Source organism: Pseudomonas sp. AC355 (assembly GCF_979258205.1).
On sequence record NZ_OZ409843.1, the window covers coordinates 5,032,112 to 5,044,694 of the forward strand.

General features: G+C 61.5%; 13 protein-coding genes. 4 read left to right on the plus strand and 9 right to left on the minus strand.

Translation table 11 applies throughout. From position 1 onward, the window contains the following. Nucleotides 1-85 precede the first annotated feature (85 nt). The 5 genes from ACZ0AI_RS23410 to metG all read right to left on the minus strand — a co-directional run bounded on the left by ACZ0AI_RS23410 (nucleotide 86) and on the right by metG (nucleotide 5,637). Nucleotides 86-265, minus strand: a complete 180-nt coding sequence (locus ACZ0AI_RS23410) for a PA3496 family putative envelope integrity protein (protein ID WP_225834585.1) — start codon at nucleotides 263-265, stop codon at nucleotides 86-88. 107 nt (nucleotides 266-372) lie between these two features. Next, entirely contained in the window at nucleotides 373-1,011 is a 639-nt protein-coding gene (nth, locus tag ACZ0AI_RS23415; protein WP_463563910.1) for an endonuclease III, read from the minus strand. Between the two features lie 31 nt (nucleotides 1,012-1,042). Continuing rightward, complete coding sequence (locus ACZ0AI_RS23420) at nucleotides 1,043-2,383, minus strand: RnfABCDGE type electron transport complex subunit B (RefSeq protein ID WP_463563911.1); 1,341 nt, start codon at nucleotides 2,381-2,383, stop codon at nucleotides 1,043-1,045. 166 nt (nucleotides 2,384-2,549) lie between these two features. Continuing rightward, a complete protein-coding gene (locus ACZ0AI_RS23425) occupies nucleotides 2,550-3,353 on the minus strand; it encodes a DUF4349 domain-containing protein (protein ID WP_463563912.1) in 804 nt (267 codons plus the stop codon). A gap of 235 nt (nucleotides 3,354-3,588) precedes the next feature. After that, nucleotides 3,589-5,637, minus strand: a complete 2,049-nt coding sequence (gene metG, locus ACZ0AI_RS23430; protein WP_463563913.1) for a methionine--tRNA ligase — start codon at nucleotides 5,635-5,637, stop codon at nucleotides 3,589-3,591. Between the two features lie 152 nt (nucleotides 5,638-5,789). Here metG and ACZ0AI_RS23435 point away from each other — a divergent pair, with 152 nt between their 5' ends. Then, the gene (locus ACZ0AI_RS23435) at nucleotides 5,790-6,482 is read left to right on the plus strand and encodes an OmpA family protein (RefSeq protein ID WP_463563914.1); all 693 of its coding nucleotides are present in this window, start codon (nucleotides 5,790-5,792) and stop codon (nucleotides 6,480-6,482) included. A gap of 96 nt (nucleotides 6,483-6,578) precedes the next feature. Further along, the gene (gene apbC / locus ACZ0AI_RS23440) at nucleotides 6,579-7,673 is read left to right on the plus strand and encodes an iron-sulfur cluster carrier protein ApbC (RefSeq protein WP_463563915.1); all 1,095 of its coding nucleotides are present in this window, start codon (nucleotides 6,579-6,581) and stop codon (nucleotides 7,671-7,673) included. A gap of 104 nt (nucleotides 7,674-7,777) precedes the next feature. Here apbC and ACZ0AI_RS23445 read toward each other — a convergent pair whose 3' ends face one another. Then, entirely contained in the window at nucleotides 7,778-7,987 is a 210-nt protein-coding gene (locus ACZ0AI_RS23445) for a cold-shock protein (protein ID WP_042555234.1), read from the minus strand. 328 nt (nucleotides 7,988-8,315) lie between these two features. Here ACZ0AI_RS23445 and dcd point away from each other — a divergent pair, with 328 nt between their 5' ends. Both dcd and ACZ0AI_RS23455 read left to right on the plus strand, forming a co-directional pair. After that, nucleotides 8,316-8,882 (plus strand): dCTP deaminase, encoded by a 567-nt coding sequence (dcd, locus tag ACZ0AI_RS23450; protein WP_463563916.1) that lies wholly within the window; start codon nucleotides 8,316-8,318, stop codon nucleotides 8,880-8,882. Nucleotides 8,883-9,183: 301 nt separating this feature from the next. Continuing rightward, complete coding sequence (locus ACZ0AI_RS23455; RefSeq protein WP_463563917.1) at nucleotides 9,184-9,411, plus strand: hypothetical protein; 228 nt, start codon at nucleotides 9,184-9,186, stop codon at nucleotides 9,409-9,411. A 9-nt stretch (nucleotides 9,412-9,420) separates the two neighbouring features. On the opposite strand, the gene ACZ0AI_RS23460 is transcribed toward ACZ0AI_RS23455, so the two are convergent. Genes ACZ0AI_RS23460 through ACZ0AI_RS23470 form a run of 3 tightly spaced genes read right to left on the minus strand, consistent with a single transcriptional unit; the run spans nucleotide 9,421 to nucleotide 12,478 of the window. Continuing rightward, nucleotides 9,421-10,275: an ABC transporter ATP-binding protein gene (locus ACZ0AI_RS23460; protein WP_463563918.1), complete on the minus strand. Its 855-nt coding sequence runs from the start codon at nucleotides 10,273-10,275 to the stop codon at nucleotides 9,421-9,423. Nucleotides 10,276-10,285: 10 nt separating this feature from the next. After that, the gene (gene ntrB, locus ACZ0AI_RS23465; RefSeq protein ID WP_463563919.1) at nucleotides 10,286-11,131 is read right to left on the minus strand and encodes a nitrate ABC transporter permease; all 846 of its coding nucleotides are present in this window, start codon (nucleotides 11,129-11,131) and stop codon (nucleotides 10,286-10,288) included. A gap of 15 nt (nucleotides 11,132-11,146) precedes the next feature. Further along, nucleotides 11,147-12,478, minus strand: a complete 1,332-nt coding sequence (locus tag ACZ0AI_RS23470; protein ID WP_463563920.1) for a CmpA/NrtA family ABC transporter substrate-binding protein — start codon at nucleotides 12,476-12,478, stop codon at nucleotides 11,147-11,149. Nucleotides 12,479-12,583 lie beyond the last annotated feature (105 nt).

Here is a 12,583-nt window from a genome sequence, read left to right on the forward strand (position 1 = left end):
ACTGAGCCTGGCTTGAGCTATGCCCTGAACGAAGATGCCCGTATCGATTGATACGGGCATCTTTTTATCCGGCTCTGATACCGGCTTACAGATCGAAATCGTATTCGGCCAACTGCTTGTGCAGGCGTCGCTCCTCGAGAAAATTATCGATGATGCGTCGCTTGGTCAGGTTGGTTTTCGCCACTTCCACGGGTGCTTCGCTGTTGTCCGTTTCGTCACTGACGAAGTCGTCTTCCAGCTCCAGCTCTTCTTTGCCGTTGCTCATGCGCTTCACTCCTGGCTACAGGGGCCATTTGCCGACCTTATAAGGGCAAACGTGAGGCGAGTAAAAAAGATTTTTTCAATCGACTCATACAAGGAGTATATGAAGCCTCAATCGTCAGAGGTCTTTAGTTTGTATTCGCACAGGTCTTCGATCCGGCAACTGCCGCAGCGTGGCTTGCGCGCCTGGCAAACATAGCGGCCATGCAGGATCAACCAGTGGTGGGCATCGAGGAGAAAATCCTTGGGTACAAACTTCAGTAGTTTCTTTTCGACCTCCACCACATTCTTGCCTGGCGCGATGCCGGTGCGATTGCTGACCCGGAAAATGTGCGTGTCCACCGCCATGGTCAGTTGACGAAAAGCAGTATTGAGCACCACGTTGGCGGTCTTGCGGCCGACGCCTGGCAGCGCCTCCAGCGCTTCACGGGATTCCGGAACCTGGCTGCCGTGTAGCTCGACGAGCATGCGGCAGGTCTCGATGACGTTTTTGGCCTTGCTGTTGTACAGGCCAATGGTCTTGATGTATTCGCTGAGCCCTTCGACACCAAGGGCCAGAATCGATTCCGGGGTATTGGCCACCGGATAGAGTTTGGCGGTGGCCTTGTTGACCCCGACATCGGTGGCCTGAGCGGAGAGAATCACCGCGATCAGTAGTTCGAAGGGCGTGCTGTAGGCCAGCTCGGTCTTCGGTTCCGGGTTGTCTTCGTGCAGGCGGCGGAAGATTTCAAGGCGTTTGGCGGCGTTCATCGTCAGGGCGGTTCACGGTAGTCGGCGCGCTCTAGGTGGCGCTGATATGCGCTTGCAGCCGGCGTTCGGCGACGGCAAGGCGTTCGAGTGCTGCATTCAGGGTGTCGCTTTCAGTGTTTGTGCTGCGTTGCAGTCTTTTCACGTCAGCACGGGCGTAGGCCAGGTCGGTTTTCAGCTGGCGCAGTTCGGTGCTCACGCCGGCCTTGTCGACCAGTACCCGCTGGGGGGCAGGTTTGCCGCAGTGCTGCTCGGCATCGTGCAGCGCCTGCTGCGCCGCGGCGTAATCTGTCCGCAAGGTACTCAGCAGGGCGTCATCGACGCCTCGCCGTTCGCCGGACTGCAGCGCTGCGCGGCGGTTGGCGACTTCGATCTTGGCTTGCTTCAGCGCCTGCTCCCCGGCATCGGGCGTCTTGCCGGAGGTGTTGGGCAGCAGCTCGTCCAACTGCCGTTGCGCCTGCTCGGCTGCCTGGCGCAGCGTATCGAGTTGCACTCGCTGGGTTTCGTCCGGCGTTTCGCCAAAAGCCTTGAGGGCCTTCTGCAACTGAGCACGGCTCATTGCCGCATCGATCTTTGCCCGTTTCAACGCGCCATCGTCGCTGGCTGGCGCGACAGCGATCGTTGATGACGAGTCGTGCTGAGCCGCCTGCAGTGCCGCCGCGGCCTGCTCGCTGGCGCTTTGCAGGGCATCCAGCTGCGCTGCGAACGGTGAGTCGGGGTGCATGGCCACCTGCTTGCGGATCTTTTCGTAGGCGACCTTGGCCATCGATGCTTCGATTTTCAGGCGCTTGAGCCGAGCGGTTTGATCGTCATCGTTGGCTGTACGGGTAACGGCTGCCTCCAGCTCTGGGCGCGCGACCGGCGTGCTGCGTGCGGCGCGGCGGCGCGCATCGTCGCGAGCGAGGCGGGCGAGGCGTGCCTGATGGCGAGCGCGAAACTGGTCGGCACGCTCACGCTGAATGGTCGCCTGCGGCGTAGCCAAGGTGATCAGGTCGATGCAGTCCACCGGGCAGGGCGCAATGCACAGTTCGCAACCCGTGCATTCGTCGCTGATCACCGTGTGCATCAGTTTGGCGGCGCCGACGATGGCGTCCACCGGACAGGCCTGGATGCATTTGGTACAGCCGATGCACTCGGCCTCGCGGATCACCGCTAGCTGCGCGGGAGTTGCCGGTAATGCCAGTGGCAGTTCCGGAACCTGCAGCAGGTTGGCCAGCGCGTGAATGGTGGCGGTGCCGCCTGGTGGGCACTTGTTGATCGCTTCGCCGGCAGCGATTCCCTCGGCATAGGGCTGACAGCCTGGGTGGCCACATTTGCCGCATTGCGTCTGCGGTAGCAGGGCGTCGATGGCGGCTATACGCAGGGCGTTGCTCATGCTCCAGGCACACAGCGTCGCTCGCACGGGGTCGGCCCGTGGGAGCGCATGCAGGAGAGGTCGCGAGAGTCGATCATGGGTGTTGCAGGTCTGGCTGAAGCGTTGGCCGTGCATTATCCGGCATGCGCCGTGCCCGGTACAGCGGCACGGCCACGTCAGCGCGCATTCAGACCTTATTGCGGGCGCGGCTGGCCTTGCGCCATAGCCAGCGGATCAGCAGGGCCAGCGGGAACAGGATGATGACGAAGGGAATGCCGTAGCCGAGCAGCTTGAGGGCTTCCGTAGCGCCTTCGGTGGCATTGTCGAGCATGCCGCCAGCGGCTTCGCCGATACGCGCCAGACGGCCGATCGTCTCGCCCTCGGTGCTGAAACTCAGGGTCAGCAGGTTCGTCGTCAAACGGCGTTGCTGCTGGGCCGACTGCTGGGCTGTGCCTGCCAGCTGTACCTCCACCTCGGCCAGTTCGCGGGCCAGGGCGAGCATGTCGCTGACGCTCAGGTCACCACGGGCCTGGTATTGCAGCAGGGTTTTCTGCTGTCGCTCCAGGCGCTGGCGTTGCTGCTCGGTATCGCTGACGGCCTGGGCCAGGTCTTCGGCGCGTGTATGGCGGCTCTGCAGCTCGCCGCCTTCACCGGCAAAGCCGACCAGCGGCTCGACGCCAGCCGGAGCGATGCGCACGGTAATGCTGGCGGCTTGGTAGTGGCCCTGGCTCTGCTCGATGGCCAGCAGGTCGCACTGGCCGAAACGCTGGCTGCTGCACGCTTCGCGTACCGCCGCCAGGCGTGATTCGACCTGCTCGACGGGCAGGCGAATGCCCACGCTATGCTCGTAGGCGAGGAACGCGCCCTGCTGCGCGCTTTCACCCAGCAGCGCAGCACCCGCGGGCAAACGGTTTTCGCCGGATGGCGAGCAGCCGCCGAGTATCAGCAGGAAGGCAAGCAGGACGAGCAGTAGGTGGCGGCGGAGAAACATCCTTGTACCTCGAGAATTGTTGACGGTGGTTGCCTTGCGCCTGTCAGGGCAGCATCAAGGCGGAGGTGGAGCACATCCTGATCGTTCCTCACGCTCTGCGTGGGAACGCCTCTCGGACACTCTGCGTCCGATGTCGAATGCTGGTGGCCGGCCCAAGAGGGCGCAGAACGCTATGCCCAGGACTCCCACGCGGGAGCGTGGGAGTCATCAGTTTTGCAGAGCGCCAGGCGGTTGTTTACTTGACGCGTTGACCCGGCTTGGCGCCGCTGTCCGGGCTGAGCAGGTAGATTTCTTCGCCGCCAGGGCCAGCAGCCAGCACCATGCCTTCCGACACGCCGAACTTCATCTTGCGTGCTGCCAGGTTGGCCACGTACAGCGTTAGGCGGCCTTCCAACTTGCTTGGGTCTGGGTAGGCGCTCTTGATGCCGGAAAACACGTTGCGTTTCTCGTCACCGATATCCAGGGTCAGGCGCAGCAGCTTGTCGGCACCTTCGACGAACTCGCACTTCTCGATCAGCGCGATACGCAGATCGACCGCTGCGAAGGCGTCGAAGGCGATTTCGGCGGCCAGCGGATCCTTCGCCAATTCACCATTGCCTCGGGGAGCGTCCTCCTGCGGGGCGTTGGCGGCGGCCAGGTCTTCCTTGGAGGCTTCGACCATGGCTTCGACCTTGGCCGGCTCGATGCGGCTGAGCAGCGGGGTGAACGGATTCAACTGATGATCGGCCAGCAGCGTGGCCAGGTCATTCCATGCCAGCGGTGCGACGTTGAGGAACGCCTCGGCGTCGCGGGCCAGATGCGGCAGCACCGGCTTGAGGAGGATCACCAGTTGACGGAACAGGTTGACGCCCAGGGCGCAGATCGCCTGCACCTCGTCGGCCTTGCCTTCCTGCTTGGCCAGCGACCACGGCGCCTTGTCGGCGATCCAGGCATTGGCCCGGTCGGCCAGGGCCATGATTTCACGCATGGCGCGAGCGAAGTCGCGGCTCTCGTAGGCGTCGGCGATGCTGGGTGCGGCGCTCTGGAAAGCATTCCACAAATCTGGCTCAGGGTTGGCCGCAACCAATACGCCGGCATTGCCCTTGTGGATGAAGCCGGCGCAACGGCTGGCGATGTTGACCACCTTGCCGACCAGATCCGAATTGACCTTCTGGATGAAGTCCTCGAGGTTCAGGTCGAGGTCATCGACGCCGCGACCGAGCTTGGCCGCGTAGTAGTAGCGCAGGTATTCCGGGTTGAGGTGATCCAGATAGGTGCGCGCCTTGATGAAGGTGCCGCGCGACTTGGACATCTTCTGCCCGTTCACGGTCAGGTAGCCGTGCACGTTGATGGCGGTCGGTTTGCGGTAGCCGGCACCTTCGAGCATGGCAGGCCAGAACAGGGCGTGGAAGTTGACGATGTCCTTGCCGATGAAGTGGTACACCTCGGCGCTGGAATCCTTGTTCCAGAACGCATCGAAATCCAGCTCCGGGCGACGCGCGCAGAGGTTCTTGAAGCTGGCCATGTAGCCGATCGGCGCATCCAGCCAAACGTAGAAATACTTGCCCGGCTCGTCGGGAATTTCGAAGCCGAAGTAGGGTGCATCACGGCTGATGTCCCACTCGTGCAGGCCACCATCGAGCCATTCGGCGAGCTTGTTGGCGACCGACTCCTGCAGCGTGCCGCTGCGCGTCCATTGTTGGAGCATTTCCTGGAACTGCGGCAGCTTGAAGAAGAAGTGCTTGGAGTCCTTGAGCACCGGCACCGCACCAGAAATCGCCGAGCGCGGGTCTTTCAGTTCGGTGGGCTCGTAGGTGGCACCGCATTTTTCGCAGTTGTCGCCGTACTGATCGGGCGTCGCGCATTTCGGGCAGGTGCCCTTGATGAAACGGTCGGCCAGGAACATGCCTTTTTCCGGGTCGAAATACTGGGTCACCGAGCGAGTGGCAATGTGGCCATTATCACGTAGCGCCTTGTAGATCGACTCCGACAGCTCGCGGTTTTCCGGCGAGTGGGTGGAGTGAAAATTATCGAACTCCACCAGGAAGTCGGCGAAGTCACCGCTGTGCTCAGCCTTGACGCCGTCGATCAGCTGTTCGGCGGTGATGCCTTCCTTTTCTGCACGCAGCATGATGGCCGAGCCGTGGGCATCGTCCGCGCAGACGTAGATGCACTGGTTGCCGCGCAGTTTCTGGTAGCGCACCCACATGTCGGTCTGGATGTACTCGAGCATGTGGCCAAGGTGGATCGAACCGTTGGCGTAGGGCAGGGCGCTGGTAACGAGAATCTGGCGAGCTTGGGACATTGTCAGGCTGTCATCGGGTGAAGGGAGGTCGGTCACTATAAAGTAACCGGGCGCGTTCCGGCCAGCGGGCAAATAGCGCTGACATCGACTTGAATTTAGAGGCGTAAGCGGGTTCCAACGGGAACCTTCCGCTCCCAGCAAGGAGATGAACCATGCTTGCAGTTTTACGTCCGCTCGCCTGCGCCACCGCTCTGGCCCTGTTGGTTGGCTGTGCCTCGAGCAACCCTTACGACAACGCCGGTGGTGGCGCAGCTAGTGGCGGTGGCCACCGCACTGCTACCTACGGCGGCCTGGCAGCGCTTGCCGGTGCGGCAGTCGGCGCTGCAGTCAGCCATGATGATCGCGGCAAAGGCGCTGCCATCGGTGCCGTGCTCGCCGGCGCTGCGGGTGCCGGCTATGGCTATTACGCCGATCGCCAGGAGGCCGAGCTGCGCCGCAGCATGGAAGGCACCGGTGTGGAGGTGCAGCGTCAGGGCGATGACATCAAGCTGATCATGCCCGGCAACATCACCTTCGCTACGGATTCTGCGGATATCGCTCCCAGTTTCTATGCACCGCTGAATAACCTGGCGACTTCGTTCCAGCAGTTCCAGAACAACAGCATCGAGATCGTCGGTTACACCGACAGCACCGGTTCGCGTCAGCACAACATGGCGCTGTCGCAACGTCGTGCGCAAAGCGTGACCAGCTACCTGACTGCTCAGGGCATTGACGGCAGCCGCCTGTCCAACCGTGGTGCCGGCCCGGATCAGCCGATTGCCGACAACGCCAGCGCCGATGGCCGCGCGCAGAACCGCCGTGTCGAGGTGAATCTCAAGCCACTGCCCGGTCAGCCCGTGCAGTGAGTGTTGATGGCTGGCGGCCCTTCGGGTCGCCGGTCTGCATCCGGCTGGTAGCTCGGGTAGGATAGGCGTCTTTTCCTGCCATCTCCGGAGCCAAGCATGAGTGCTGATATCCGCGCCGCGGTCGAAGCCGTATTGCGCCAGTACACCGATCCCCATCTCGATCAGGATCCGCTCAGCGCCGGCTGCGTGCGCACTATTGACGTGCTGGGCGAGCAGGTCAGCGTGAAGCTGGAACTGGGTTACGCTGCCGGCCTGTTCAAGCAGGGCTGGGCGCAACTGCTGCAGCTGGCCATCGAAAATATCGAGGGTGTACGCAGCGCCAGCGTAGAGGTGGAGTGTGTTATCGCCGCCCACAAGGCGCAGGCTCAAGTGCCGGCCCTGGCCAACGTCAAGAACGTGATCGCCGTGGCGTCCGGCAAGGGCGGGGTGGGCAAGTCGACCACCGCTGCCAACCTGGCCCTGGCATTGGCCCGTGAAGGCGCGCGGGTGGGCATTCTCGATGCCGATATCTACGGCCCGAGCCAAGGCATCATGTTCGGTATCCCTGAAGGTACGCGGCCTCAAGTACGTGATCAGAAGTGGTTCGTGCCGCTCGAAGCCCATGGCGTACAGGTGATGTCCATGGCTTTTCTCACCGATGACAACACGCCGGTTGTGTGGCGCGGGCCGATGGTCTCCGGGGCGCTGTTGCAACTGGTCACCCAGACCGCCTGGGATGACCTCGACTATCTGGTCATCGACATGCCGCCCGGCACGGGCGATATCCACCTGACCCTGGCGCAGAAGGTTCCGGTTGCGGGGGCGGTCATCGTCACCACACCGCAGGATCTGGCCCTGCTCGACGCCCGCAAAGGCGTGGAGATGTTCCGCAAGGTGAACATTCCGGTGCTCGGCGTGGTGGAGAACATGGCCGTGCACATCTGCTCCGGCTGTGGCCATGCGGAGCATCTGTTCGGTGAGGGTGGTGGCGAGAAACTGGCCGCCCAGTTCGGTGTCGATCTGCTGGCTTCCATGCCGCTGTCCATGGCCATCCGCATGCAAACTGACGGTGGCAAACCGACGACCATCGCTGATCCGGAAAGCCAGATCGCCATGCTCTATCAGCAGATTGCCCGCCAGGTTGGGGCACGCATCGCTTCGAGCGCGGCGACCGCCCAGGCCATGCCGACCATCGTCATCGCCGACGATTGATCGCAGTAGCGCGTCCGCCTGGCGGGCGCGCTGCATTACTCGCTGCATAAAATGCAGGCATAAAAAAACCCCGCCGAAGCGGGGTTTTTTATAGAAAGAGCAGGTTAGATAACCTGAACTTCCTCAGCTTGCATGCCTTTCTGACCACGAGTGGCCACGAAGGAAACTTGCTGGCCTTCTTTCAGGCTCTTGAAGCCATCGCTCTGGATAGCTTTGAAGTGTACGAACAGGTCGTCACCGGATTGCGGAGTGATGAAGCCGTAGCCTTTCTCATCGTTGAACCACTTAACGGTGCCATTCTGACGATTGGACATGTGATGTCTCCTAATATCTAAAGAAATAACAGCCCTGGATAAAACCAGGCCGGGACTGAGTGCAACGAGTACTAGGAGTCGGACGATGTTTGGATCGAAATCTAGGCATCATGTAGCGATTCGCGGTGACACATGCAGCACAGTGGGGTCACCATACCCGCTTTCTTCGCTAAGTGCGAATGGTCTGTCAGTCTTTTTGCGATTTCCTGGCATTCAGCACTGCGGCCTCTTGTTCAAACGGCCTGTCAAGAGGCTTTGAACCCTGTCGCTCAGCCCGGTAAGATGCGTTCACTTTTTCACCGCACAGACCTTCTAGGACGGCCCCGCCATGAGCATCAAATCGGACAAGTGGATTCGCCGCATGGCCCAGGAACACGGCATGATCGAGCCGTTCGTCGAGCGCCAGGTGCGTAATGAAGGCGGCTTACCGCTGATTTCTTACGGGGTGTCGAGCTACGGTTACGACGTGCGCTGCGCCGATGAATTCAAGGTCTTCACCAATATCAACTCGGCCACCGTAGACCCGAAGAATTTCGACGAGAAAAGTTTCGTCGATATCAAAAGCGACGTGTGCATCATCCCGCCGAACTCGTTTGCGCTGGCACGTACCGTGGAATTCTTCCGCATTCCGCGCAACGTATTGACCATCTGCCTGGGCAAGAGCACTTATGCGCGCTGCGGCATCATCGTCAACGTCACGCCGCTGGAGCCGGAGTGGGAAGGGCATGTGACGCTGGAATTCTCCAACACCACCACGCTGCCGGCGAAAATCTACGCCAACGAGGGTGTGGCACAGATGCTGTTCCTTGAGTCCGACGAGGCCTGTGAGGTGTCGTACAAGGATCGGGGCGGCAAGTACCAGGGGCAGCGCGGTGTGACGCTGCCCAGGGCCTGATACGGCACGTGGAGTGCGATTCGAAAAAGCCGGGTGTTTCCCGGCTTTTTTGTGGGCGAGATTTCTCGCCTGCGGACGAGCACCGGGTAGGCAGTCAGTGACGTGGGGACAAATTGCAGGCAAAAAAATGGGCGCCATGGGCGCCCGGAGAAATCAATCGATGCCTAGTTTCTGAGTGGAGGTACCCGGCTAAGTTCATTCGGATTTATAGGTCGAACTGTTCACCCGCGGCCGGTCTACATGGTTATGACGGTGCGCAAGGTTGTGTGCCAGCCGCAAAACTACCCGCTGGAGACTCACTATGAGCCAATGGAATATCGCCTACAGCCGAGATGAGGCGGCCGAAGTCCTCAAGGTCAAATCGAAAGACAAACCCAGCCTCGAGCAGGCTGTGATCTGGCTGCTGGAGTGGGCCGAAGAGAACCTGGAGCGCCTCGAACCGAAGGAGCTGCCCCGTGAGGAGCAGACTCCCGCAGTTCGCTTGGAGGAGCGCTTCGGCATTACCGTAACGGGCATTGCCCGCGACTGATCGCAGCATCTAGGCGCGAGCGCGCTCCTTGCCGGCCGGCTCTTTAGCTGCGGCAGCGCGGCGTGCGCTCATGGGTTCGACCTTGCGCTGTTTCTCGTGCAGGAAACTCAGCACGGCATGCCGATAGGCGTTGTAGCGCGGGTCGTCAGCCAGAGCGATGCGGTCACGGGGCCGCGGCAGATCGATGGTGAGGATTTCGCCAATGGTCGCCGAAGGGCCGTTGGTCATCATCACGATGCGATCGGAAAGCAGCACGGCTTCGTCGACGTCGTGGGTGATCATCATCACCGTGTTGTGCAGCTCGCTCTGGATACGCATCACTTCGTCCTGCAAGTGGGCGCGGGTCAGGGCGTCGAGTGCGCCGAAGGGCTCATCTAGCAGCAGCACCTTGGGTTCCATGGCCAGCGCGCGGGCAATGCCTACACGCTGCTTCATGCCGCCGGAAATTTCGCTGGGCCGTTTGTGCAATGCGTGGCCCATGCTCACCAGCTCCAGATGATGCAGCGTCCAGTCGCGGCGCTCGGCCTTGTTCTTGGTGCGTTTGAAGACCTTGTCGACGGCCAGTGCGACGTTTTCCTGCACCGTCAGCCAGGGCAGCAGCGAATGGTTCTGGAACACCAGGCTGCGATCCGGGCCGGGACCACGAACCTCCCTACCATCGAGAATCACCGCGCCGCTGCTGGAATCGGTCAGGCCGGCGACGATGTTCAGCACCGTCGATTTGCCGCAACCGGAATGGCCGATGATAGAGATGTATTCGCCACGCTCGACGTTGAGGTTGATCTGGTTCAGTACGTGGGAGCTGACGCCGTCACGCTCGAAGTACTTTTCCACATGTTCGATGCTCAGGTAGTGCTTGCTCATGTCTGTCTCCTCAGGCCGATGTGCCACGGGTGATGCGGTTGCCGACGAACAGCACCAGGCGGTCGAGCAGGAAGCCGACCACGCCAACGTAGACCAGGGCGAGAATGATGTCGCTGATACGCGAGGCGTTCCACGCGTCCCAGATGAAGAAGCCGATACCCACGCCACCAATCAGCATCTCTGCTGCGATAATCGCCAGCCAGGAGAGCCCCACGCCAATGCGCAGCCCTGAGAAGATGTAGGGGGCGGCGGCAGGCAGCATGATCTTCTGGAAGTACTCCAGGCCATTGAGGCGCAGCACTTTGGCGACGTTGCGGTAGTCCTCGGGGATGTTGCGAATGCCCACCGAGGTATTGATGATGATCGGCCAGATGGCAGTGATGAAAATCACGAACAGCGCCGATGGGTGACTGTCTTTGAAGCCGGCCAGCGACAGCGGCAACCAGGCCAGCGGCGGCACGGTACGGAGGATCTGGAACAGCGGGTCGAGACCACGCATGGCCCAGGTCGACTGGCCGACCAGCACGCCCAACGCTACACCGACCACGACTGCCAGGGCATAGCCGTAGGCCACCCGCTCGAGGCTGGCGAGCAGTTGCCAGGCCATGCCGACGTCGGTGCCGCCATTGTCATAGAACGGATTGACGATCAGCTCCCAGGTGTCTTCGATGACCTGGCTGGGTGGCGGCAGCGATGCAGTGGGGCCACTGCACAGCAATTGCCAGATCAGCAGCAGTGCTGAGGTGATCACCAGCGGCGGCAGTACCGATTGCATCAGCGTGGTCGACAGTCGTTTCAGCCAGCTTGGAGCGATGACACCAGCCGGCAGGGCCAGCGATTTTACGGGCGCATTCATGGAGCGTTCCTCCGGTTAGGCCTTCAGGGACAGGTTGTCGAGATAGGCTTGCGGGTTCTGCGGGTCGAAGGTCTTGCCGTCGAAGAAGGTCTCGATGCCGCGCGACTTGGATTGCGGAATCTGCTCGGCAGGTACCGCCAGCTCGGCGGCGGCCTGGCGCCAGATGTCCTCGCGGTTGACGGTGTTGATCAGTGCCTGGCTGTCGAAGTCCTTCGGCAGGTAGCCCCAGCGTTTGTTTTCGGTCAGGAACCACAGGTCGTGGCTCTGGAAGGGGTAGGAGGCGAACTCGCTCCAGAAGCGCATCAGGTGCGGGCTGTTTTCCACCACGCGGCCGTTGCCGTAATCGATGTTGCCCTGCAAGCGTGCCAGCAGATCCTTGGCGGGAGCGCCGATCCAGCGGCGTTTGGCGCAGATCTCGGCGACCTGTTCCTTGTTCTCCGCCGCTTCGCAGAACATTTGCGCTTCCATCACCGCCTTGAGCAGCGCACGGGTGGCGTTGGGGTTGGCGTCGACGTAATCGGCGCGCAGCGACAGGGCTTTTTCCGGGTGGTTGGCCCACAGCTCGCCGGTGGTTACCGCGCTGTAGCCAATGCCCTGGTTGATCAACTGAGCGTTCCATGGCTCACCGACGCAGAAGGCGTCCATGCTGCCGACCTTCATGTTGGCGACCATCTGCGGTGGCGGGATGACCACCGTCGGCAGATCCTTGTTGGGTTCGATCCCACCAGCTGCCATCCAGTAGCGCAGCCACAGGTCGTGGGTGCCGCCTGGGAAGGTCATCGCCGCTGCAATCTTCTGGCCTTTTGCCTGCTTGGCGGCAACGGCCTGCTTGAAGGCGCTGGCGTCGGTGCCAAGCTTTAGATCCTGGTATTCCTTGCTGATGGAAATGCCCTGACCGTTGAGGTTCAGGCGCGCGAGGATGTACATCGGCAGCGGGGTATTGTTGGTGGTCACCTTACCGGCGGCCATCAGGTAGGGCATCGGTGTAAGGATATGGGCGCCATCGATGCCGCCACTGCCGGCGCCGAGCACCAGGTTGTCGCGGGTGGTGCCCCACGACGATTGCTTGAGCACCTCTACGCCGGTCATGCCGTGCTTGGCGAACAGACCCAGTTCATCGGCCACGAACAACGGTGCGGCGTCGGTCAGGGCGATGAAGCCGAGCTTGGCCTTGGTGGTTTCCAGGCCGTCGCTCCCCGCAGCCCATACCGCACTGCTCAGGCCCGCAGGTAGCATGCTCATCAATGCGCTGCCGCCGAGCAGACCCATGGATTGTTTGAGGAAGGTACGACGTGGCTGATTGGTACTGTCGTCGATGCTCTGCAGTGTACGTGGCTTGTCGTCCATATCGTTTTCCCCAAAAGGCACGCATAAAAAAACGGCGTCACTCTCATGGCAGCGCGCGGGCTGTATGAGGGTGGACGCCGTTGTCCAGGATTTGGATTGTGGAGG